This is a genomic window from uncultured Serinicoccus sp. (genome assembly GCF_947487915.1).
In the GTDB taxonomy this organism is placed as follows: domain Bacteria; phylum Actinomycetota; class Actinomycetes; order Actinomycetales; family Dermatophilaceae; genus Ornithinicoccus.
The window spans coordinates 16,370-38,390 of record NZ_CANKYH010000006.1 but is presented as its reverse complement, the minus strand read 5'-3'; the positions used below and the strand labels follow the sequence as shown (position 1 = coordinate 38,390).

Sequence of the window (22,021 nt, the reverse complement as noted above, 5' to 3'; positions counted from 1 at the left end):
GCCGCCCCACGGGTCGTCACCCGCCGTCGCTGCGGCCGTCCGGCTCGGCACCGCCCTCTCCCGGGGCCGCCCGGTGGTGTGCGCTGGTGTCCGGGTGCAGGGCGAGGAAGAGCGACCACGGCTCGGCGGAGGGGTCGCGGGCCCGGCCGTGGAACTCCTCGACCAGCTCGGTCAGCCGGGTGCGGAACTCCTCCAGCTCCGCCGGCGGCAGCCGCAGCCCGAGCCGGGTCATCGTCACGTCGGCGCGGTCCGCAGGGACCTGGGCCATCTCGGCGACGAAGGCCTCGAGCATGCCCTGGGACGTGACGGGGGTGCGGGCGTACCAGGAGCGGCCGGTGGCGCGGTAGGGGATCTCGCGGGCGCCGCGACGCCCCCGTCGCGGCTCCAGCGCCTCGAGGAAACCGGTGTCGACCAGCGTGCGCACGTGGTGCAGGGCCGTCGCCGGGTTGAGGTCCAGGGCGGCGGCCAGCTCCCGGTTGGTCAGCGGCTCGTCGAGGGCCAGGCGCAGGATGCGCAGCCGCACCCCCGAGGCCAGCGCCCTCGCCTCGGCGTCGCTGGCCTCGAACCCGCCGACGTGCGCATCGGGCGCGGCGACGGGACCGCGAGGCGCCAGGGGCTGGTGGGTCGGTGCGCGACCGCCAGGGGTGGCACGCACGTCGGGGCGGAACGCGGCAGGGGAGGGGTCGCTCGGCACACCGCGTCCCGGCGAGCCGCCCGTCTCGGGGCGGGATGCGGACGGATCGTGCTGCATACCCTCCATCCTGACAAAGTGATTGACAGAACTCAATCACCTGGCGCAGGATCGTCCCCGTGACCACCCCGCGACCGGCCAGTCTCTGGCGCCACCACGACTTCCGGCAGCTCTGGATGGGCGACACGGTGTCGGTCTTCGGCGCGCAGTTCGTCGGGTTCGCCATGCCGCTCATGGCCGTGCAGCTGCTGGGGGCCAACGCCTTCCAGATGGGTCTGCTGGCGACCCTGGAGTCGCTGGCCTTCCTGCTCATCGGGCTGCCCGCGGGCGCCTGGGTGGACCGCTGGCGCAAGCGGACCGTGCTGGTCCTCGGCGACCTCGGGCGCGCGCTGCTCCTGCTCACCCTGCCGGCCGCCTGGCTGCTCGACGTCCTGACGATGGGCCAGCTCTACGTCGTCGCCGTGGGGGTCGGGGTCATCACCGTCTTCTTCGACGTGGCCAACCAGTCCTACCTGCCCGAGCTCGTCGAGGGCGAGCAGATCTCCGACGGCAACGGCAAGCTGCAGGCCAGCCAGCAGACCGCCATGGTGGCCGGGCCCGCGGCGGCCGCCGCCATGGTGCGGCTGCTCGGTTCCCCGCTGACCATCGCGGTGACCAGCGTCTGCATGGGGCTCAGCTCGCTCTTCGTCAGCCGCATCCGGCACCGGGAGCAGGCGCCCGACCCCGCGGCCCGCCGTCCGCTGGTCACCGAGATCCGCGAGGGCCTGTCCTTCGTGCTGTCCCACCCGCTGCTGCGCCGCATCGTGGCCTGCACCGGCCTGAGCAACCTCGCCTCCTCGGGGGTCTTCGCCCTCTTCGTGCTGTATGCCCTGACCACCCTCGACCTCGCCGAGACCACGCTGGGGCTGGTTCTGTCGCTGGGGGCCGTCGGGGGGTTGCTCGGGGCGGTCTCCTCCGGGTGGTTCGGCCGCTGGGTGGGCGAGGGCCGGGCGATCCCCCTCGCGGCGGTGCTGTCCGGGACGGCGATGCTCACCGTGCCGCTGGCCTCGGTCCTGCCGGCGGTGCCGACGCTGCTGGTCGGCAACCTGCTCATCTCCTGGGGGGTCGTGGTCTACAACATCGCCCAGGTGAGCTTCCGCCAGCGGCTGTGCCCCAAGCCGCTGCTGGGCCGGATGAACGCCTCCATCCGGTTCCTCGTCTGGGGGCCCATGCCGATCGGGGCCTTCCTCGGTGGTGTGGCCGGCCAGCGCTTCGGTCTGGTCCCGACCCTGTGGGGCCTGGTGGCGCTCTCCCTGATCTCCGCGCTGCCGGTGCTGCTGTCCCCGCTGGTGCGGATGCGCGAGCTGCCGCGCGAGCTGGACGCCCTCGCCGGGGACGCCGGCGCGAGGTGACGACCTCGGCGCGGGGGAGCACCGGCATACCCTGACCGCATGGACGCCGCCCTCCTGACCAACATCGCGCTGGTCCTGCTCTTCGTCCTCGTCGGCGGCGTCTTCGCCGCGACCGAGATGGCGATCGTCTCGCTGCGGCCCTCGCAGGTCGACGAGATCGCGCGCTCCGGCGCTCGAGGTGCCCGGACCGCCGCGCTCGTCCGCGACCCCAACACCTTCCTCTCCGCGGTGCAGGTCGGTGTCACCGTGGCCGGCTTCTTCTCCTCCGCGTTCGGCGGCGCGACCATCGCGCCCTCGGTGTCGGGCTGGCTGCAGGGCCTCGGTATGCCGCCCTCCGTCGCCGACCCGGTGGCGCTGGTCGCCATGACCCTGGTCATCGCCTACCTGTCCCTGGTCCTGGGCGAGCTCACCCCCAAACGCCTGGCGATGCAGCGCTCGGCCGGCTTCACCCGGGTGCTGGCGCCCCCGCTGGGCATCTTCGCGACCCTGCTGCGGCCGGTCATCGCCTTCCTGTCCGCCTCCACCAACCTCATGGTCCGGCTGCTCGGCGGCGACCCGGGCGCGGCCAGGGAGGAGATGACCATCGAGGAGCTGCGGCGCACCGTCGAGGACAACCGCGACCTGCGGCCCTACAGCCGGGAGATCCTCTCCGACGTCTTCCGGGCCAGCGAGCGGACCCTGGGTGACGTGCTGCGGCCCCGGCCGGACGTGGAGTTCCTCGCCGCCGACGCCCGCGTCGGGGACGTCCTCGAGGAGGTCCGCACCAGCAGCCACAGCCGCTACCCGGTGACCGGTCGTGGGGTGGACGACGTCCTCGGCTTCGTGCACATCCGCGACCTCCTCACCCTGCCGGACGCCGAGCGCGGGCGGCGGCGCGTGGGCGACCTGACCCGCGAGGTCGTCGCGCTGCCGGTGACCAAGCCGGTGCTCGCGACCCTGGCCCTGCTGCGGGCCGAGCAGCAGCACCTCGCCCTCGTGGTGGACGAGCACGGCGGCACCGAGGGGATCGTCACCATCGAGGACCTCGTCGAGGAGGTGGTGGGGGAGATCTACGACGAGTACGACACCGAGCGTGACCCCGAGGACTCGCTGGTCGTGGCCGGTGGCCGCACCGTCGTCTCCGGCAGCCTCATCGTCGAGGAGCTCGAGGACGTCCTCGGCACGACCCTGCCGCACGGGTCCTACGAGACGGTCGCCGGCCTCGTGCTGGACCGCCTCGGCCGGGTCGCCGAGGAGGGTGACACCGTCGAGGTCGAGGACGTCCGGCTCACGGTGCTCGCCCTGGAGGGGCTGCGGATCACCGAGGTCGAGGTGGCCCGGGAGACGGGCGCCGACCAGGCGGGCTGAGGGTCCTCAGGTCGCTGCCGGCAGCGCCGCCTCCAGGGCGGCCTCGACGTGCAGCCGGGTGGTCGGGAAGGTGGGGACGTCGACGTCGTCCGGCGCCAGGAGCAGCTCGATCTCCGTGCAGCCGAGGACGACGCCCTGCGCGCCTCGCCGCACCAGGTCGTCGACGACGCGCCGGTATGCCTCCCGGGACTCCTCGCGCACCACGCCGCGGCACAGCTCGTCGTAGATGACCCGGTGCACCAGCTCGCGGTCGGCCGCCCCGGGGACCAGGACCTCGAGGCCGTGGTCGGCGAGCCGGCCGGTGTAGAACGACTGCTCCGTGGTGAAGGCCGTGCCGAGCAGCCCGACCCGGCTCAGCCCGGCCGCCCGCACCGCCGCCGCGGTGGCGTCGGCCAGGTGCAGCAGGGGTATGCCGATCGCCGCCTCGACCTCGTCCGCCACCCGGTGCATCGTGTTGGTGCAGAGGAGGACGAGGTCGGCGCCTGCGGCCTCCAGCCCGCTCGCGTGCCGGGCGAGCAGCCGCCCGGCGGCCTCCCAGTCGCCGGCGACCTGCAGGGCCTCCACCTCGGCGAAGTCCAGGGAGGCGAGGACGACGCGCGCGGAGTGCAGGCCGCCGAGCCGCTCGCGGACCCCCTCGTTGAGGAGTCGGTAGTACTCCGCGCTGGACTCCCAGCTCATCCCGCCGAGCAGGCCGATGGTGCGCATGGCCCGACCCTAGCCGCGGGTCAGCCCAGCCAGACCGTGCAGTCCTGGTGCAGCGTGGGGCGACCGTCGCCGTCGCGGTGCAGGCGGCCGCTGGCGACGAGCACCTCGCGCCCCTCGGGCAGCACCACCGGCTCCTCGCCGAAGTTCGTCAGCACCGTGACCACCGGCCCGTCCTCGCGGGCGTTGGTGAACGCGACGACGCCCTCGGGCAGCGGCATACCCTCCAGCGCGGTGAGCCACTCCAGCCCGCCGACGCCGAGGTCGTGCTCGCGGCGCAGCCGCAGCAGCGTGCGGTAGAGCTCCAGCGTCGAGCCGGCCACCCCCTCCTGCCGGTCGGCGGACAGGGACCCGTAGAGCAGCGGCTGCGGCAGCCAGGTGTCGACGTCGTCCGGAGCGCCGAACCCGAAGGACGGCTCACCGGCGACCCACGGCATCGGGACCCGACAGCCGTCGCGCCCGGTCTCCTCGCCCTGCGTGCGGTGGAAGGCCGGGTCGGCCCGGACGTGGGCGGGCAGGGCCGTGTGGTCGGGCAGCCCGAGCTCCTCGCCGTTGTAGAGGTAGGCGGACCCGGGCAGCGCCAGCATCATCGCGGTGGCCGCCCGTGCCCGCCGCACGCCGAGGACGGCGTTGGGCTGCGGGTCGCCGGCAGCGATCCCGTTGGGCCGGGGCTTCCCTACCGGCAGCCCGAGCCGTGAGGCGTGGCGGACCACGTCGTGGTTGGACAGGACCCACGTCGTGGGAGCGCCCACCGCCTCCGCCGCCCCGAGCGAGGTCTCGACGATGCGCTGCTGGTCCGCGGCGCGCCACGGTGCCTGCAGGTAGTGGAAGTTGAACGCCTGGTGCATCTCGTCCGGGCGGACGTAGGCCATGGTCCGCTCCTGCGTCGGCAACCACGCCTCGGCGCACAGGATCCGGTCGCGCTGCGGGTCGCCCTCGGGGTTGTAGGAGTCCAGGACCTCCCGCCAGCCGCGGTAGATCTCGTGCACCTCCGCCTGGTCCCACATCGGGCCGAGGTCGCCGTGCACGACCGGCTCGTCGTCGGCCCCGGCCATGACGGCCCGCGCCTCCCAGTCGGGCAGCGCGGCGTCCTTGACCAGGGAGTGGGCGACGTCGACCCGGAAGCCGTCCACCCCGCGGTCGAGCCAGAAGCGCAGGATGTCGTGGAACTCCTCGACGACCTCGGGGTTGCGCCAGTTGAGGTCCGGCTGCTTGCTGTCGAAGAGGTGGAGGTACCACTGGCCCGGGGTCCCGTCCGGCTCGGTCACCCGGGTCCAGGCGATGCCGCCGAAGATGCTCTTCCAGTTGTTCGGCGGCTCGCTGCCGTCCCCTCGCCCGTCCCGGAAGACGTAGCGCTCGCGCTCGGGGCTGCTCGGAGCGGCGGCGAGCGCCTGCTCGAACCACGCGTGCTCGTCGCTGGTGTGGTTGGGCACGAGGTCGACGATCACCCGGATGCCGAGCTCGTGGGCGCGCTGCAGCAGCGCGTCGGCGTCGTCCAGGGTGCCGAAGACCGGGTCGACGTCGCGGTAGTCCGCCACGTCATACCCCGCGTCGGCCATGGGGGAGCGGTAGAACGGGCTGATCCAGACCGCGTCCACCCCCAGCCCGGCGAGGTAGGGCAGCCGGGAGGTGATGCCGGGCAGGTCACCCACCCCGTCGCCGTTCGCGTCGGCGAAGCTGCGGGGGTAGACCTGGTAGATGACGGCGTGGCGCCACCAGGGCGCGTCGTGCGCGGAAGGGGGGTGAGTCACGAGGGACCACGGTATGTCGCGCCTCCCTGGTGCGCGCAAATCGCGCCCCTTCTCAGTCCTCCTCGAGGGTGTTGACCATGGCCTGCGCGGCGTGCGCCATGTAGGCCCGCATCTGCTGCTCGTCCAGCGTGCTCATCCGGTCGGCCACGGTGTCCAGGGCGGCGTTCATGTGGTGCAGCCACCGGTCCCGCTGCGCGGGGGTGACCCGGAACGGGTGGTGACGCATGCGCAGCCGGGGGTGACCGCGTTGGTCGGAGTAGGTCGTGGGGCCGCCCCAGTACTGCTCGAGGAACATCCGCAGCCGCACCTCGGCCGGCCCCAGGTCCTCCTCGGGGTAGAGGTCGCGCAGCGGCGGGTCCTGCCGCACGCCCTGGTAGAAGGCGTGGACGAGGTCGACGAAGGTCTGGTGCCCGCCGACGCGCTCGTAGACGGTGGTGGGGGTGTCGGGGGAGGGCTGGGTCACCTCTCCATGGTGCCAAACCCGCGCGGCGGTCCGGGACGTGCCGCCCCACCTCGACGATTGGGGCGGGGCCCGTCCCCGCACCTACGCTCGGGGCCGTGTCAGCCAGGTCCTCGTCCCACCCCGGTATGGGTGCGGTGCCCCACGACGGCGGCGTGACCTTCCGGGTCTGGGCGCCGCAGGCCCGGCAGGTCGCGGTGGTGGGCGACTTCTGCGGCTGGGACGCGCGGCGCCGCACCGTCCTGGCGAAGGACCACCACCGCTCCGGCACCTGGTCGATCTTCGTGCCGGACGCCGGGCCCGGCACGCACTACCGCTTCCTGGTGCGCCGCGGCGGGCCCTACCTCTCCCGGCAGGACCCGTGCGCCCGACAGGTCACCGGCGCCCGGGGTGCCTCCGTGGTCTTCGACCCCCGCCACCTCGACTGGGGCGAGGAGCACTTCCGCGCCCCGGGGTGGGACGACCTCGTCGTCTACGAGATGCACGTGCCCACCTTCGCGGCGACCTGGGAGGGGCCGGGCACCTTCGACACCGCCGTCGGACGCCTGGACCACCTGGCGTGGCTCGGGGTGAGCGCCGTCGAGGTGATGCCGCCCTTCGAGTTCGCCTCCGCGACGAGCTGGGGCTACAACCCCTCCCAGCTGTACGCCGTCGAGTCCAGCTACGGCGGGCCGCACGCCTTCGCGCGGTTCGTGCGGGAGGCGCACGCCCGGGGTATCGCGGTGATCCTCGACGTGGTGCACAACCACCTGGGACCGGACGGACCGCACCTGTGGCGCTTCGACGGGGCGGCCGGACGGCGCCGCTACGGCGGGGCCTACTTCTACAACGACCGCCGCGCGCTCACCCCGTGGGGGGCGACGAGGCCGAACTACGACCGCAAGGCCGTCCGCAACTTCCTGCGCGACTCCGCCGTCATGTGGCTGGAGGACTTCCGGGTCGACGGGCTGCGCTTCGACGGCACCAACTTCGTCCGCTCGCGCTGGGGCGACGTGCGCGACCCCGCCCACCACATCTCGGCCGGCGACCGCTACCTCGCGTCCCTCACCACCGACCTGCGCTCGCGGCAGCCGTGGAAGCTGCTGGTCGCCGAGGACATGCAGCGCGACCCCGCGGTGACCCGGTCCCCGCAGGAGGGTGGCCTGGGCTTCCACAGCCAGTGGGACGCCGGCTTCGTCCACGGGGTCCGGGCCGCGCTGGAGGCTCCCGACGACACGCACCGGGACGTGCGGGCGGTGGCGGCCGCGGTGCTCGGCGGAGGGGGAGCGGTCCACGAGCGGGTCGTGTACACCGAGTCCCACGACGAGGTGGCCAACGGCCGGGCCCGGGTGCCGGAGCAGATCACCCCCGGTCACGCCGACTCCTGGCACGCCCGGACCCGGTCCGCCCTCGGGCTGGTGCTGACGCTGACCACCCCCGGCATCCCCATGCTCTTCCAGGGCCAGGACGTGCTGGAGGACGGCTGGTTCACCGACACCCGCCCGGTCGACTGGTCCAAGGCCCACCACCGCGCCGGTTTCCTGCACCTGGTCCGCCAGCTCGTCCTGCTGCGCCGCAACGCCTCCGGCACGACCCGGGGACTCCAGGGCAGGCATACCGCGATCCTGCGCGCCGACGACGGTGTGCTCGCCTACCACCGGTGGGACCGGGGCGGGGCCGGCGACGACGTCGTGGTCGTCGTCAACCTCACGACCCACCCGCGGCACAACCTGCGGCTGGGTCTGCCGAGGGCCGGCCGCTGGCGGGTGCGCTGCAACACCGACGCGCCGTCCTACGGGCCGGGGCTGGGGACGGTGCACGCCCACGACACGGACACCGAGCCGCGACCCTGGGACGGCCGGGCGGACAGCGCGCTGGTCACCGTCGGCCCGTACGCCGCCCTGGTCCTGTCCCAGGACGGCTGAGCGGCGCCGGGTCAGCTGCGGAGCAGCTCGATCCGCACGTCGTCGTAGTCCTCCACGGTGATGGTGAGCTCCAGGTCGCCGGTGATGCTGTAGGCCCCGTAGCTCAGCGGGGTCTGGGAGACGACGCTGCGGTCGGTCCAGCTGGACCACCAGCCGTCGGTCCCGCCCAGCAGCTCGACCGGCTCGTCGTCGACCTGGAAGCGGATGCGACCCCTGCCCTCGGTCTCGATGCGCGCCCCGAGCACGCCGGTCGGCACCTCGACGGTGGTCCGGCCGTCCTCGTCGAGATCGTCCTCGGTCACCGTGGCGAGCGGCGGCGCGGACCCGAACTGGGACCGTGGTGGCTCCTCGCCGACGGACCAGCTGGTCGCCGGCGCTGTTGCCGCCGCGAAGTCGAACTCCTCGTAGGGGACCGGCTCGTAGGCCAGGAGCACACCCGGCGGACGACCCGGGGCCGCCGGCGCGGTCGCCTGCAGGCCGTCCGGCTCCCAGGGCTCTCCTCCCGGACCGGCGAGGTCCGGTTGCTGTGTCCACCGGTCGTCCCAGAGCTGGGACTCGGCGATGATGCGGGAGACGTCGGAGGGGTCCGTGGCGGACCGCAGGGGGAGACTCTGTCCGTCGAACTGCAGCGTGCCGCCCTGGCCGAAGAGTGCCAGACGGCCGGTCAGCGTCGAGGGGTCGGTCGGCAGCAGCGCCCAGGAGAGGTCCGAGTCCTCCGGGGGGTCCAGGAGCTCGCGCTGCAGACCGTCCATCGGCAGCTCCCAGGCGGCGGCCAGGCGGTGGCCCGCGACCAGCTCGGGTGCCTCGCCACCGTCCGACTGCGGCACCGGCTCGCGGTCGGCGTCACCCGGGACGGCCTGGGTCGCCACGACCTGGACGTGCTCGGTGCTCTCCGTGACGACCTCGACGACGGCGGGCCGCCGCCCGTTCGGCGGGACCACGTCGTCGGGGATGGTGAACTCCCGGGCCGACCCGGGGACGTAGACCATCCACCGGCCGTCGCGGACGTCCAGCTGCTGGTCACGCCAGTCCGCACGGCCACCGGCCCACCTCGCGAGATCACCGTCGTCGGTCACCGGTATGCCGTCGACGAGCACCGACACCGCACCCGTCCGCCCGGCCCACACCCGCACGGTGCTGCCGGGGGAGAGCTCGACGGGCTGCGCGAGGCGCTGTCCCGGGCCGTAGGGCAGCGGCGAGCCAGGCTGATCGACGACGACGGCGTCCTCCGGGACCGGCGGTCCGGCGGTCAGGTCCCCGTCAGGGAGCGGCTCCACCGCCATGTCGTCGGTCTGGGCGTAGACCCCCAGGACGGCACCGCCGTCCGGCGGCAGGTCCCCGGTCACGCGGACCTGCGCCTCAGCGCTCGCGGGCAGGGCGACGACGTGGTCCAGACCGACGGCCGGCTCTCCCGCGGTGCCGGCACAGGGCAGCGTGAGCGTCGACCCCTCCACCGAGATCTCCCCGACCGGGCGCTCCAGGGCGGGGTCGTCGGTCGGTGGCATGTCGCACCACAGGACCGCGAAGGAGGCCACCTGACCGCCGAACCGTGCGTCGACGGTGTTCAGGGTGAGGTCGGCGCTGCGGCCCGGGGTCAGCTCGAGGGTCTCCATCCGGGTCAGGCCCGCCGCACCGCGCGGCGGCTCGCCGTCCTCGTCCAGCTCGAACCCGGCCTCGTCGAGGTCCACCGACCTGACGTCGACGGACTCCGCGCCCGTCGGCCCCTCCTCGTCGAGCCCGGAGGACGCCTCGCGGTCCGGGCTGAACGCATACCCCACCAGCACGGCCACCAGCACGGCTGCGGCGGCCACCCACCACCACCGGCGGTCTCGGCCGGTCGGCTCCGGAGGGGCCTGGGCGAGGGCGGGCTCGAGGGCCGCGGCCAGGGCGGAGCCCTGCAGGGCGTAGCGGTCCCCGACCGCCTGGAGCGCGGTGCCCAGCCCCGGCGTGGTGGGCAGCAGACGCTCGACCTTCTCCGCCGGCAGCCGCAGCGCCTCGGCCGTGTCGGCCGTGCTGGCCCCCTCCACGAGACGCAGCGCGGCGACCGCCCGCTCGCGCGGACGCAGCCGGTCCAGCACGTCGCCGGCGTCCTGTGCCCCACCCGGAGGCATGCGCTCGGGGCGCCGGGGTGCGGTGCGCAGGTAGGCGCGGACCAGTGCGCCCCGCAGCTCGCGCCACCCGGCACCCGGGCCGGCAGCGGCCAGGGTCTGCGCCGTCAGCCGCGTCGCGCCGTCGGTGGCTCCGGTGAGCATGGCCGCCAGATGGTGCAGCCGGGCACCGTGCTGGGCGACCAGGTCACCCTGGTCGCCGCGTCCCTCCGGCGCCCCTGCCATCGACCCATCGTGCCAAACCCGCGCCTGCCTTCCTCGGCGGGCCGCCGGGCCACGTCTCCCGCGCACGCCATCCGGCCGGACCGGCTCAGGCGTTCAGGTGAACGGTAGGGCCGACGACACGCCCGGCCGGACCGGCTCAGGCGTTCAGGTGAACGCTGGGGCCGACGACACGCCCGGCCGGACCGGCTCAGGCGTTCAGGTGAACGGTAGGGCCGACGTCACGGTGTCAGGCCGGGGCGTCCCCGAAGGGGGTGATCCGGGGGCCGCGGACACCCTCGGTGTCGAAGCGCTCCTTGGCGCGCTCGCGGATGACGCGGGGCACGCCCCACTGCTCGCCGGGCCGGCACTTGGCGAAGATCCGCAACGTCATGGTGCCGCCGGAGACCGACTCGACGCCGGCCACGGTGGGCTCCTCCAGGAGCTTCGTCGACCACTCGGGGTCGGCATACACCTGGGCGGTGACCTCGCGGAGCATGGGGATGACCTGCGCCGGGTCCTCGTCGTAGGCGACCGGGATGTCGATCGTCGCGACCGCCCAGCCCTGGCTCTTGTTGCCGATGCGGATGATCTCGCCGTTGCGGATGAACCACACGACGCCGCTCGCGTCGCGCAGCCGGGTGACCCGCAGGCTGACCTCCTCGACGGTGCCGACGGCCTCGCCGGTGTCGATGAAGTCGCCCACGCCGTACTGGTCCTCGATGATCATGAAGACACCGGACAGGAAGTCCTTGACCAGCGACTGGGCGCCGAAGCCCAGCGCGACACCACCGATCCCGGCGCTGGTCAGCAGCGGGGCGAGCGGCATCCCCAGCTCGGCCATGATGGTCAGGAGCGCGACGGTGGCGATGGTGAAGGTCGCGATGCTGCGCAGCAGCGACCCCATGGTCAGCGCGCGCTGGCGCCGACGCTCGCGCCGCACCCCCGCCGCCGAGTCGAAGACCCGCTCCAGGGACGAGCGCTCGTGGTCGTCGGCCCGCGTCGCGGCCCGCTCGACCACCCCCTTGATGGCGCGGTGCGCCGCCCAGCGGGCGACGACCGCGAAGAGCAGGATGAGGACGATCCGCAGCGGTGCGCCGAGCAACCAGTCCACGGTCGCCTCCCAGGAGTCGAAGGCCACGTCGAGATTCGGCATGCCGTCCATTGTCGTGGTCCCAGGGCGTGGCGCGTGCATCCGCCCGTCGTGCACGACGCCCCGTCGCGGCGCTAGGGCAGGGGGCTCCTCTCCTGAGAGACTGGGGGCGACCGTCCACTCGCGAAAGGTTCCACCCCCGTGACGCAGCGCACCCCCGCCCTCGCCCAGCTGGCGGATGCCTACGGCATCGCGACCGAGTTCTGGGACTGGCAGGGGCGGCACGCCCAGGTCCCGGAGGAGACGGTCATGGCCGTGCTGGAGGCCCTGGGGGTGGACGTCGACGGCGACTTCGTCGACCGCGAGCTGGCCCGGGTGCAGGAGCGGGAGTGGCGCCGGCTGCTGCCCCCGGTCGTCGTGGTCGCCCAGGGGGTCGCCCCGGTCGTCCCCGTGCACCACGAGGTGCAGACGACGCCGGAGGCGACGCTGCGGACCGAGGACGGCAACGAGCGGTCCCTGGGTATGCAGTCGGGCGAGCAGGAGCGCGAGGTCGGCGGCCGCCGGTTGCGCCGGGTGCTGCTCGACGTGCCCACGGACCTGCCGCTCGGCTGGCACGAGGTGGCCGTCTCGGCCGACGGCGAGCAGGCCCGGATGTCGCTCGTCGTGACGCCACCCACCCTCGGGCTGCCCGCCGGGCTGGGGGAGGACGGGGCCCGCGCCTGGGGGCTGATGACCCAGCTGTACGCCATGCGCTCGGCCGGCTCCTGGGGGATCGGTGACCTCGCGGACCTCGGGGACGCGGGGGCGTGGGCCGCCGGCCTGGGCGCCGACTTCGTCCTGGTCAACCCGCTGCACGCAGCGGAGCCGGTCGGGGAGATGGAGCCCTCGCCCTATCTCCCGACCAGCCGGCGCTTCGTCAACCCCCTCTACATCCGGGTGGAGGACGTGCCCGAGGTGGCCTACCTGTCCGCCGCGGAGCGCCAGCTCGTCGAGTGGCACGCCGACGACGCCCAGCGGTACCTCGCCCTGGACGTGCTCGAGCGGGACCCGGTGTGGGCGGCCAAGGAGGCGGCGCTGCGGCTCGTCTTCCGGCAGCCGCGCTCGCTGCGTCGCTCCCGGGCCTTCGAGGCCTACGTCGAGCGCGAGGGCCAGGGGCTCGTGGACTTCGCCACGTGGTGCGCCGTCAGCCAGGAGCACGGCACCTTCTGGCGGCAGTGGCCGACCGAGCTCCAGGACGCCCGGGGAGAGGCGGTCGAGGCATACCGGCAGCAGCACGCCGGCGAGGTCGAGTTCCACTGCTGGCTGCAGTGGGTGCTCGACGAGCAGCTGGCGCGGGTGCAGCGCGACCTGCTGGACACCGGCATGTCGCTGGGCGTCATCTCCGACCTCGCCGTCGGGGTGCACCCGGACGGCGCCGACGCCTGGGGTCTGGGGGACGCCCTCGCGCGGGGGGTGACGGTCGGGGCGCCCGCCGACCAGTACAACCAGCTGGGGCAGGACTGGTCGCAGCCGCCGTGGCGCCCGGACAAGCTCGCCGAGCTGGGTTACGCCCCCTACCGCGAGATGGTGCACGCCGCGCTGCGCGACAGCGGCGGCCTGCGGGTGGACCACGTCATCGGGTTGTTCCGGCTGTGGTGGATCCCGCAGGGTGCCGAGCCCTTCCAGGGGACCTACGTGCGCTACGACCACGAGGCGATGATCGGCATCCTGCTGCTGGAGGCGCACCGCGCCGGGGCCGTCGTCGTGGGCGAGGACCTCGGCACGGTCGAGCCGTGGGTGCGCGACTACCTGCGCGAGCGCGGGGTGATGGGGACCTCGATCCTGTGGTTCGAGCGTGACTGGGACGGCGACGGGAGCCTGCTGGACCCGGAGGCCTACCGCGAGCTGTGCCTCGCGACGGTCACCACGCACGACCTGCCGCCGACAGCCGGCTACCTCGAGGGCGTGCACATCGACCTGCGCTCGCGGCTGGGCCTGCTGGACCGGCCGCTGGAGGTCGAGCAGGAGGAGGAGGCGCGCTCGCGGGACGAGGTGCTCACCGACCTGCGGCGGCGCGGGCTGCTCCGCGAGGGCGCCGAGGTGCCCGAGCAGGTGGAGGCGCTGCACGCCTTCCTCGCGCGCACCCCGGCCAAGCTGCTCGGGGTGAGCATCAGCGACCTGGCCGGCGACAAGCGGGTCATCAACCAGCCCGGCACCGACGAGGAGTACCCCAACTGGCGGGTGCCGCTCGCCGGCCCGGAGGGCCAGCCGGTGCTGCTCGACGAGCTCGTCACCTGGCGCAGCGCCCGCCGCATCGCCCGCGCCGTCGCACCGGACGCGCGGTAGGGCCCTACTGGACGCGCGCCGTGCCTACCGCGCGTCCGGCGCTGTGCCTAGCTCTGGGTCCGGGCGTCGGCGTCAGTGGCTTGGGCGCGCAGGGCGCGGGCGACGGCGTCACGGTTCTCGGCCACCGTCCGCCGCAGGCTGTTGGAGGCGTGGGGGTGGGCCTCCAGCCAGGTCTCGCTGGCGTCGAGCAGCTCGGGCGAGGCGACGGCGAGCGGGTAGAACCCGACGGCCAGCGACTCGGCGATGTGGTGCGTGCGCTCGTCCCACACGCGGGAGACCACGTCGTGGTAGCGCTCGACGTAGGGCGCCAGCAGCGCCTCGTCGTGCACCCGCCCGAAACCCAGCGCCATGGCCGCCAGCACGGAGTTCGACAGGCCGGCCGTCTCGACGGCGTCGACCCACGCGGCCTCCTTCGCCTCCGCGGTCGGCACCGCGGCCCGCGCCCGCGCGGCCTTCTCGTTGCCGGTCGCGGTGTTGTCGCGCTCCCGCTCGGCGGCGATCTCCTCCTCGCCGGCGGCGCCGGCTGTCGCCAGGGCGGTGAGCAGCGTCCAGCGCATGTCCTGGTCGACGCTCAGCCCGGCCAGCTTCTCCTCCCCGGACAGCAGACCCCGCACCAGGGCGAGGTCGGCCTCGGACCGGGCGAAGGAGGCCCACGCCGTCACCAGCTGCAGCTGGGCGTCGCTGTCGGCTGCGGCGGCCAGGGTGCTCTCGCGCAGGCCCGCGGTGAGCTCGGCGACGACGGCCTCGCGGTGCTCCGGCGCGGTGTAGGTCAGCGCGGCGGCGCTCACCTGCTGGATGAGCACCCGCAGCAGGGTGGAGTCGGTCTCGCCCGGGAGCGCGGTGAGGACCAGCCGCACGTAGTCGCTCGCGGCCATCTCGCCGTCCCGCGTCATGTCCCACGCGGCCCCCAGCACCAGCGCCCGCGGCAGCGACTCGGTGAAGGCGCGCAGGTGCTCCAGCGCCGTCGCGAGCGAGCGCTCGTCGAGGCGGATCTTGGCGTAGGCGAGGTCGTCGTCGTTGACGAGCAGCAGGCCGGGCATCGGCCGTCCGACGAGCTCGGGCACCTCGGTGCGCTCCCCGTCGACGTCGAGCTCGACCCGGTGGGTGCGGCGCAGGGCACCGTCCACGAGGTCGTAGCACCCGACGGCCAGCCGGTGCGGACGCTGGGTGGGGTGCTCGGCGGGCGTGGTCTGCACGATGGCCAGCGAGGCGATGGTGCCGTCCTGCGCCACCTCCACCTCGGGCGCGAGCGTGTTGACCCCGGCCGTCTCCAGCCAGACCTCGCTCCACGAGCTGAGGTCGCGTCCGCTGGTCGCCTCCAGCTCGACGAGCAGGTCGCGCAGGGTGGTGTTGCCCCAGGCGTGCTTGGCGAAGTAGGCGCGCAGCCCGTCCCGGAACGGCTCCCGGCCCACGTAGGCGACGAGCTGCTTGAGCACCGAGGCGCCCTTGGCGTAGGTGATGCCGTCGAAGTTCACCTCGACCGCGGCGAGGTCGACCATGTCCGCGGCGACGGGGTGGGTGGAGGAGAGCTGGTCCTGCCGGTAGGCCCAGGCCTTCTCGGCGGTGCCGAAGGTGGTCCACGCGTCGGTCCAGTCGGTGGCCTCGGCCTGCGCGGTCGTCGAGGCCCACTCGGCGAAGCTCTCGTTGAGCCACAGGTCGTCCCACCACGTCATCGTCACGAGGTCGCCGAACCACATGTGCGCCAGCTCGTGCAGGATGGTCAGCGCGCGCCGCTCGACGATCGCCTCGGTCACCTTGGACCGGAAGACGTAGTTCTCCACGATGGTCACGCACCCGGCGTTCTCCATCGCGCCCATGTTGTACTCCGGCGTGAAGATCTGGTCGTACTTCGTGAACGGGTAGGCGTAGTCGAACTCCTCCTCGAAGAACGCGAAACCCTTCTTCGTCACGTCGAGGATGTTGTCGGCGTCCAGGTGGGGGGTGAGGCTGCGTCGGCAGTAGACCGCCAGCGGCACCTCGCCGGCGCGCGTGCTCACCGCGTCGCGGACGACGTCATACGGTCCAGCGACCAGCGCCGTGATGTAGGGCGAGATCCGCGCGGTCGCGGGGAACGCCCAGGTGGCCGTGCCGGCACCGTCGGCGTCGCCCGCCCGGTCCGCGGGCGTGGGCTCCGGCGTCGGCTCGTTGGAGATGACCTGCCAGTGCGCGGGCGCGGTGACGGTGAAGGCGAAGGTCGCCTTGAGGTCGGGCTGCTCGAAGACGGGGAACATCCGCCGGCTGTCCGGGACCTCGAACTGCGTGTAGAGGTAGACCTCGCCGTCGGCCGGGTCGACGAACCGGTGCAGGCCCTCGCCGGTGTTCATGTAGGCCCCGGTCGCCTCGACGACGAGCTCGTTGGTCTCCGCGAGGTCCGGCAGGGCGATCCGCGAGTCGGCCAGGGCCGCGGCAGGGTCGAGCTCGGTCCCGTTGAGCGCGATCCGCTCCACGGACGGGCCCACGAAGTCGATCCAGGTGGACTCGCCCGGCCGCGAGCAGGTGAACCGCACCGTGCTGCGCGTCGAGAAGGTCTCCGCCCCGCGGGTGAGGTCCAGGACCACGTCGTAGGACTCGGTCCGGATGAGCGCCGAGCGGGCGGCGGCCTCGTCGCGGGTCAGGTTGGTGCCGGGCATGCAGAGTCTCCTCGTCGAGCGTCGGGTGCGGCTGAAGGTCAGGGTATGACGTGACACGATGGTCGCATGACGCATCACGAATCTTCCGCCGAGTCCGGCGGCACCACCCATGCCGAGATGTTCTTCGACCCGGCGTGCCCGTGGGCCTGGATGACCTCCCGCTGGCTGCTCGAGGCAGCGGAGGTGCGCGACCTCGAGATCACCTTCTCGGTCATGAGCCTGTCGGTGCTCAACGAGGGCCGCGACCTGGACGAGGGCTACCGCGCGATGCTCGACCGCGCGTGGGGCCCGGTCCGGACCATCGTCGCCGCCACGGCCGACCTGCCCGACGAGGAGGCCAACGCCCTGCGCCGGAAGATGTACGACGCCTACGGCCAGCGGATCCACCTGGAGGGCCGCGGCAGCGAGGACCTCGACACCATCACCACCGAGGTGCTGGACGAGCTCGGCCTGGACCCGGCGCTGGCGCAGGCCGGCGCGAGCGAGGAGCACGACGAGGCTCTGCGCGCCAGCCACCAGCGGGCGATCGACCTCGTCGGCGACGACGTGGGCACGCCGGTCGTGCGGGTCGAGGACGTCGCCTTCTTCGGGCCCGTCGTCACCCCGGCCCCCAAGGGCGAGGCCGCCGGCCGCCTCTGGGACGGCTGCCTGCTCGTCGCGGGCACCCCCGGTTTCTACGAGATGAAGCGGACCCGCAGCGTGGGCCCCGACTTCAGCTGAGGAGGAGTCGAGATGAGGGTGCACCTCGGTGGTGACCACGCCGCCTACGAGCTGCAGCGCGACCTGGTGACCTGGCTGGCCGAGCAGGGGCACGACGTGGTCGACCACGGGCCCCTCGACCACGACCCCCAGGACGACTACCCGGTCTTCGTGCTGCGCGCGGCCCGGGCGGTCGCGCGGGAGGAGGGGTCCCTCGGGATCGTGCTCGGCGGGTCCGGCAACGGCGAGCAGATGGCGGCCAACAAGGTCGCCGGCATCCGGGCCGGGCTGGCCTACAACCCGGACCTGGCCCGGCTCATGCGCGAGCACAACGACGCCCAGGTCCTGTCGATCGGCGCGCGCATGCACAGCATCGAGGAGGCCCGGGCCATGGTCGAGGTCTTCCTCACCACCGACTTCTCCGGCGACCCGCGTCACCAGCGGCGCATCGACATGGTGCGGGCCTACGAGGCGGACGGCAGCCTGCCCCCACTGCCCTGACACCGGCACGACGAAGCCCCCGACCGGACGGACCGGTCGGGGGCTTCGTCGTGCCGGTGCGGCTCAGGCCTGGTCGTCCTCGCCCTCGACGCTACCGAACTGGTCGGCCCGGTCGTTGGCGAAGTTCTGCGCCTTGTCGACCTGCTCGGAGTGCTGGCCACCCGTCTTGTCGTCGACGAAGTCACCGCCCTTCTCGACCCCCTGGTCGACCTTCTCGTCGTGCTGCCCGGCCATGTCCTTCGCCTTGTCCATGAAACCCATGTTCGTCGCTCCTTTCGTCCGGTCGGGCACCCCGGTCGGGGCGCCTGTCCTGCCCCGCCAGGCAAACACACGACAGCCGGCCTGTCGACGTGGGGATCCCCCCAGGGAGCGACGAGGCCGGCCGTCCTACTGGTAGCTGATGAAGTCGGGGGTCGGCTCGACCTGCATCGTCTCGGCCGGCGACAGCGGACCGGGGACGTCCTCGTCGTAGAAGTTCTTCCACCCCCAGTGGGTCACCGAGGGGGCGTGGTCGTGCAGCGCCCGCCACGTGCCCATCTTGCTCTCCTGGGGCCCCTGCCCGTCGGCGTGGATCAGCACGGCGACCTCGGGACGCGACTGGTCGACCCGGTCCACCCCGGGGATCATCCGGGTCTGGAACTGGTGCAGGACGAGCATCTTCTGCGGCAGGTCGTGGTCCCGGGTGAGCTCGGCCAGCCAGTCCACGACGGCATCCACCTCCGCGACGTCGACCTGGCCGATCTGCCGCAGGTGCACCTCGTCGGGGCCGAGCCGCCACTCCGGGTCCAGGGCCAGGCCGACGTGCGGCTGCACCAGCAGCTCCTCGTAGAGCTCGGCCTGGGTGACGAAGTCCGTGCGCCCCGGCTGCAGGTCGAGCACCACATACATCCCGTGCTCGGCCGCCAGGTCGACGAGGGGTCGCAGGGTCTCGACGTCCATCTCGTTGGAGTAGTTGCCGTCCGGCCCCGCCTCGGCGCTGGCGACGGTGGCGATGATCTCCAGGGCCGGCACGACCGGCTCGTCGACGAGGTCCGTGTAGGTACCGGCGATCTCCTCGGCGCGCTCGATCGTCTCGTCCGGACCCTGCTCCCCGAGGACACCGAGGGCGGACGTCGTCGGGTTGCCGTAGAGCGCGACGTAGGTCTTTCCGGGCAGCACCAGCTGGCCCCCGCCGGGCAGCTCGACGCCGGTCGCAGCCGCCCGGGCGGTCGAGGCCAGCGTCTCGGTGCTGCCGAACTCGGGGCCGAGACCCACCACCGCGCCGGGCTCCGCTGCGGCCACCGCCTGCACCACCTCCGAGGAGGCCCGCGGGTCGCCCTCCGGCACGACCAGCACCTGGGCGCCGGCCGCCAGGGCCGTGGCGACCGCGGCGGCGTCGCGGTCGGCGCCCGTGCTGAGCACGGTGCTGCCCCCGGCCGGCTCGGGCCGGGCGGTCTCGGGCAGCTCCTCGACGTCGGACTCCAACGGCTCGGCGGGCGCCGCCGTCTGCCCCGCCGAGTCGCCCGAGGTCTGTGCCGCGGCGTCGGTCCCGTCCCCGGGCGAGGACTCGTCCCGGCCCTGCACCTGCAGGACGGTCCGCGCGGCCGGCTCGAGCCCGAGCAGGGCGCCCACCTGCTCGCCGTCGGGCACCGGCTCGGCCGCCGCGTCGGCCCCGAGGGCCTCGGCCAGCGCCTGCCCGTCCTCGACGGCCAGCACCTCGACGCCCGGGTCCTCGACGGGCCCGACGGTGAGCGCCGTCCCTGCCCCGAGCCGCTCGACCTCCTCGAGGACCCCCGGGCCGTCCACCAGCACGGGCGCCCCGAGGGTGACGCCGGCGGAGGCCGCCGCCAGCTGCTCGTCCTGCGCCGCGACGACGACCACGGGCGCGCTCTCGAAGAAGGTGCCGGAGGCCTGGATGGCGAGCTCGGCCGCGGTGGCGCCGCCGAGCACCGTCGTCTCCTGGCCGGTCGCCGGCACCGCGACCAGGGCTGCGGAGGAGTCGCTCCCCTCGGCGCCGGAGCCGCTCGACCCCGCCGTCGTGCCGCCGGTGCCTCCCGCGTCGTCCGGGGAGTCCGCACCCGGCGTGCAGGCGGCCAGCAGCACCACCGCCGCGGTCAGGGCCACCCACCGGCGACGGGCGGGTGGACGGGGGTGGTGGTCAGGCATACAACTCCTGCGATCGGCCGCGCGCCGACGTCCCGAAGCCACCTCCTCACGCTAACCCGGGCCGGAGGTCGGCCAGGGGCAACACGCCCCGTGGCGCCGGTGGCCGCGGTCGGCCACCATGGCCGGGTGAGCCGACGCTGGGTGCTGCACGTCGATCTGGACCAGTTCCTGGCCGCCGTGGAGGTGCTGCGCCGTCCCGAGCTGGCCGGCCAGCCCGTGGTCGTGGGCGGCCGGGGCGACCCGACCGAGCGGGCCGTGGTGTCGACCGCGTCCTACGAGGCGCGCGAGCACGGCGTCCGCTCCGGTATGCCGTTGCGCGTCGCCGCCCGACGGTGCCCCGGTGCGGTGTTCCTGCCACTCGACCTACCCGCCTACGAGGAGGCCTCGCAGCGCGTCCTGGCCGTCCTGCGCGGCTGGCCGGACGCGGTCGTGCAGGTGCTGGGGTGGGACGAGGCCTTCGTCGGGATCCGGGCCGACGACCCGCAGGAGGTGGCGCGAGGCCTGCAGGCCGCGGTGCTGCGCGAGACGGGGCTGCACTGCTCCGTCGGGATCGGCGACACCCTCGTGCGGGCCAAGACCGCCACCGATCTGGGCAAGCCGCGCGGCACCGCCGTCCTCACCCGCGACACCTGGCTGGAGGTGATGGGGCCACGCCCCACCGCGGCGCTGTGGGGCGTCGGCCGGCGGATCGCGACCCGGCTGGCGGGGCTCGGCATCGACACGGTCGCCGAGCTGGCCCACGCCGACGACGCGATCCTGCGGGCGGAGTTCGGCCCGACCCACGGACCGCGGCTGTCCGAGCTGGCCCGGGGGGAGGGCGCCGACCGCCCCGACGACACGCCCTGGGTGCCGCGCGCCCGGGGCCGGGAGACGACCTACCAGCAGGACCTGCTCACCCCCGAGCAGGTGCGCCAGGCGGTGGGCGCGCTCGCGGAGCGCGTCCTGGAGGACGTCGGCGAGGAGGGCCGGCCGGTCCGGCGGGTGCACCTCAAGGTCCGCTTCGCGCCCTTCTTCACCGTGCACCGCTCCCACGTGCTGGCCACGCCCACCACCGACCCCGAGGTGGTGGCGGAGGAGGCCTTCGCCCTCTACCAGCAGCTCGACGACGACCGCCCTGTCCGGCTGCTGGGCGTCCGGGGGGAGATGGTGCCCCCGGCCGGCGGCTCCTGAGCAAGCCGTGGTCGGATGGTCCCATGAAGATCGGCATCATCATCGGGTCCCTCCGCGAGGGCCGCAAGGGCGAGAGCGTCGGCCGCTGGGTGCACGAGCAGGCCCAGGCCCGCGAGGGGACGACCGAGTTCGAGCTCATCGACCTCAAGAGCTTCGGCGTGCCGCTGCTGGAGTGGGAGAAGGTCCCGGGCGGCGCGAAGAAGCAGTACCCCTACGACAGCGTGCTGGCCTGGAGCGCCGCGGTGGACGCCTGCGACGGCTTCGTGCTGGTCACCCCGGAGTACAACCACTCCGTGCCGGGCGGCCTGAAGAACGCCACCGACTGGCTCTACCCCGAGTGGCAGGGCAAGGCGGCGGGGCTGGTCGGCTACGGCTCCGAGGGCGGCGTCCGCGCCATCGAGCACTGGCGTCTCATCCTGGCCAACTACAGCACCGTGGTCGTGCGGCAGCAGGTGTCGCTGTCGACCATGGAGGAGTTCGACGGGGCGCAGGTGCGGCCCAACGAGCGGCGTCCGGGGGAGCTGGGGACGTTGCTGGACCAGGCCGAGCAGACCGTCCGCCAGCAGCAGTCCTGACGCGCCGGGGGGCGGGCTCGGCCCCCCGGGGTGGAGCGGGTGACGGGAATCGAACCCGCGTAGCCAGTTTGGAAGACTGGGGCTCTACCATTGAGCTACACCCGCGTGACCAGCGCGACGTCCTGCTCACCCTGGCCGAGCAGTTAGTCTAAACCTCCACCGCGGGCGGCCGTGACGCCGCCCCACCACGGGGTATGGCGCAGCTTGGTAGCGCGTCCGCTTTGGGAGCGGAAGGCCGCCGGTTCGAATCCGGCTACCCCGACCACCTAGCATGGTGATGATCCGCGTGCCCGCCCGCGGCCGAGCTGTGCCCGGCGGGCCACGACAT

At 73.7% G+C, this 22,021-nt stretch carries 17 protein-coding genes and 2 tRNA genes; 9 read left to right on the top strand and 10 right to left on the bottom strand.

The annotated features are described in order from the left end of the window. Positions 1–16: 16 nt before the first annotated feature. On the bottom strand, positions 17–751 hold the full coding sequence (locus Q0795_RS08770) for a winged helix-turn-helix domain-containing protein (RefSeq protein WP_366942458.1): 735 nt from the start codon (positions 749–751) through the stop codon (positions 17–19). Positions 752–810: 59 nt separating this feature from the next. Here Q0795_RS08770 and Q0795_RS08765 point away from each other — a divergent pair, with 59 nt between their 5' ends. Together Q0795_RS08765 and Q0795_RS08760 are read left to right on the top strand one after the other, a co-directional pair. Continuing rightward, positions 811–2,082 carry an MFS transporter gene (locus tag Q0795_RS08765; protein ID WP_298888903.1) on the top strand — a complete coding sequence of 424 codons (1,272 nt, stop codon included), beginning with the start codon at positions 811–813 and terminating at the stop codon, positions 2,080–2,082. Between the two features lie 39 nt (positions 2,083–2,121). Continuing rightward, a complete protein-coding gene (locus tag Q0795_RS08760; RefSeq protein WP_298888901.1) occupies positions 2,122–3,429 on the top strand; it encodes a hemolysin family protein in 1,308 nt (435 codons plus the stop codon). 6 nt (positions 3,430–3,435) lie between these two features. On the opposite strand, the gene Q0795_RS08755 is transcribed toward Q0795_RS08760, so the two are convergent. Genes Q0795_RS08755 through Q0795_RS08745 form a run of 3 tightly spaced genes read right to left on the bottom strand, consistent with a single transcriptional unit; the run spans position 3,436 to position 6,345 of the window. After that, on the bottom strand, positions 3,436–4,134 hold the full coding sequence (locus tag Q0795_RS08755) for an aspartate/glutamate racemase family protein (RefSeq protein WP_298888899.1): 699 nt from the start codon (positions 4,132–4,134) through the stop codon (positions 3,436–3,438). A gap of 20 nt (positions 4,135–4,154) precedes the next feature. Further along, positions 4,155–5,882: a glycoside hydrolase family 13 protein gene (locus Q0795_RS08750; RefSeq protein ID WP_298888898.1), complete on the bottom strand. Its 1,728-nt coding sequence runs from the start codon at positions 5,880–5,882 to the stop codon at positions 4,155–4,157. A gap of 52 nt (positions 5,883–5,934) precedes the next feature. Then, entirely contained in the window at positions 5,935–6,345 is a 411-nt protein-coding gene (locus Q0795_RS08745; protein WP_298888896.1) for a globin, read from the bottom strand. Between the two features lie 95 nt (positions 6,346–6,440). Here Q0795_RS08745 and Q0795_RS08740 point away from each other — a divergent pair, with 95 nt between their 5' ends. Then, the gene (locus tag Q0795_RS08740) at positions 6,441–8,246 is read left to right on the top strand and encodes an alpha-amylase family glycosyl hydrolase (protein WP_298888894.1); all 1,806 of its coding nucleotides are present in this window, start codon (positions 6,441–6,443) and stop codon (positions 8,244–8,246) included. A gap of 11 nt (positions 8,247–8,257) precedes the next feature. Here Q0795_RS08740 and Q0795_RS08735 read toward each other — a convergent pair whose 3' ends face one another. Both Q0795_RS08735 and Q0795_RS08730 read right to left on the bottom strand, forming a co-directional pair. Beyond that, positions 8,258–10,579 (bottom strand): hypothetical protein, encoded by a 2,322-nt coding sequence (locus Q0795_RS08735; RefSeq protein WP_298888893.1) that lies wholly within the window; start codon positions 10,577–10,579, stop codon positions 8,258–8,260. 226 nt (positions 10,580–10,805) lie between these two features. Next, entirely contained in the window at positions 10,806–11,711 is a 906-nt protein-coding gene (locus Q0795_RS08730) for a mechanosensitive ion channel family protein (RefSeq protein ID WP_298888891.1), read from the bottom strand. A gap of 138 nt (positions 11,712–11,849) precedes the next feature. Between Q0795_RS08730 and malQ the strand changes: the two genes are divergently transcribed. Next, entirely contained in the window at positions 11,850–13,973 is a 2,124-nt protein-coding gene (malQ, locus tag Q0795_RS08725) for a 4-alpha-glucanotransferase (protein ID WP_298888889.1), read from the top strand. A 47-nt stretch (positions 13,974–14,020) separates the two neighbouring features. Here the strand turns inward: malQ and pepN are convergent, their stop codons facing one another. Further along, positions 14,021–16,603, bottom strand: a complete 2,583-nt coding sequence (pepN, locus tag Q0795_RS08720) for an aminopeptidase N (protein ID WP_298888887.1) — start codon at positions 16,601–16,603, stop codon at positions 14,021–14,023. Between the two features lie 66 nt (positions 16,604–16,669). Between pepN and Q0795_RS08715 the strand changes: the two genes are divergently transcribed. Beyond that, entirely contained in the window at positions 16,670–17,323 is a 654-nt protein-coding gene (locus Q0795_RS08715; RefSeq protein ID WP_298888886.1) for a disulfide bond formation protein DsbA, read from the top strand. A gap of 12 nt (positions 17,324–17,335) precedes the next feature. Continuing rightward, positions 17,336–17,803 (top strand): ribose-5-phosphate isomerase, encoded by a 468-nt coding sequence (locus Q0795_RS08710; RefSeq protein WP_298888884.1) that lies wholly within the window; start codon positions 17,336–17,338, stop codon positions 17,801–17,803. Positions 17,804–17,866: 63 nt separating this feature from the next. Here Q0795_RS08710 and Q0795_RS08705 read toward each other — a convergent pair whose 3' ends face one another. Together Q0795_RS08705 and Q0795_RS08700 are read right to left on the bottom strand one after the other, a co-directional pair. Further along, the gene (locus Q0795_RS08705) at positions 17,867–18,064 is read right to left on the bottom strand and encodes an antitoxin (RefSeq protein ID WP_298888882.1); all 198 of its coding nucleotides are present in this window, start codon (positions 18,062–18,064) and stop codon (positions 17,867–17,869) included. Between the two features lie 126 nt (positions 18,065–18,190). Beyond that, positions 18,191–19,948, bottom strand: coding sequence for a hypothetical protein (locus Q0795_RS08700; RefSeq protein ID WP_298888881.1), 1,758 nt, complete (start codon positions 19,946–19,948; stop codon positions 18,191–18,193). A 126-nt stretch (positions 19,949–20,074) separates the two neighbouring features. On the opposite strand from Q0795_RS08700, the gene Q0795_RS08695 reads away from it, so the two are divergent. Both Q0795_RS08695 and Q0795_RS08690 read left to right on the top strand, forming a co-directional pair. After that, entirely contained in the window at positions 20,075–21,118 is a 1,044-nt protein-coding gene (locus tag Q0795_RS08695; RefSeq protein ID WP_298888879.1) for a DNA polymerase IV, read from the top strand. Between the two features lie 23 nt (positions 21,119–21,141). Continuing rightward, positions 21,142–21,693, top strand: coding sequence for an NAD(P)H-dependent oxidoreductase (locus Q0795_RS08690; protein WP_298888877.1), 552 nt, complete (start codon positions 21,142–21,144; stop codon positions 21,691–21,693). A 31-nt stretch (positions 21,694–21,724) separates the two neighbouring features. On the opposite strand, the gene Q0795_RS08685 is transcribed toward Q0795_RS08690, so the two are convergent. Further along, positions 21,725–21,798, bottom strand: a tRNA-Gly gene (locus tag Q0795_RS08685). An 83-nt stretch (positions 21,799–21,881) separates the two neighbouring features. On the opposite strand from Q0795_RS08685, the gene Q0795_RS08680 reads away from it, so the two are divergent. Further along, a tRNA-Pro gene (locus Q0795_RS08680) sits at positions 21,882–21,958 on the top strand. Positions 21,959–22,021 lie beyond the last annotated feature (63 nt).

Bases quoted from the DNA above. Each gene is read 5' to 3' on its own strand.
- Q0795_RS08760 (WP_298888901.1), top strand. From the start codon at position 2,122: ATGGACGCCGCCCTCCTGACCAACATCGCGCTGGTCCTGCTCTTCGTC.
- Q0795_RS08690 (WP_298888877.1), top strand. From the start codon at position 21,142: ATGAAGATCGGCATCATCATCGGGTCCCTCCGCGAGGGCCGCAAGGGC.
- Q0795_RS08735 (WP_298888893.1), bottom strand. From the start codon at position 10,579: ATGGCAGGGGCGCCGGAGGGACGCGGCGACCAGGGTGACCTGGTCGCC.
- Q0795_RS08705 (WP_298888882.1), bottom strand. From the start codon at position 18,064: ATGGGTTTCATGGACAAGGCGAAGGACATGGCCGGGCAGCACGACGAG.
- pepN (WP_298888887.1), bottom strand. From the start codon at position 16,603: ATGCCCGGCACCAACCTGACCCGCGACGAGGCCGCCGCCCGCTCGGCG.
- Q0795_RS08700 (WP_298888881.1), bottom strand. From the start codon at position 19,948: ATGCCTGACCACCACCCCCGTCCACCCGCCCGTCGCCGGTGGGTGGCC.
- Q0795_RS08710 (WP_298888884.1), top strand. From the start codon at position 17,336: ATGAGGGTGCACCTCGGTGGTGACCACGCCGCCTACGAGCTGCAGCGC.
- Q0795_RS08755 (WP_298888899.1), bottom strand. From the start codon at position 4,134: ATGCGCACCATCGGCCTGCTCGGCGGGATGAGCTGGGAGTCCAGCGCG.
- Q0795_RS08730 (WP_298888891.1), bottom strand. From the start codon at position 11,711: ATGCCGAATCTCGACGTGGCCTTCGACTCCTGGGAGGCGACCGTGGAC.
- Q0795_RS08770 (WP_366942458.1), bottom strand. From the start codon at position 751: ATGCAGCACGATCCGTCCGCATCCCGCCCCGAGACGGGCGGCTCGCCG.
- Q0795_RS08715 (WP_298888886.1), top strand. From the start codon at position 16,670: ATGACGCATCACGAATCTTCCGCCGAGTCCGGCGGCACCACCCATGCC.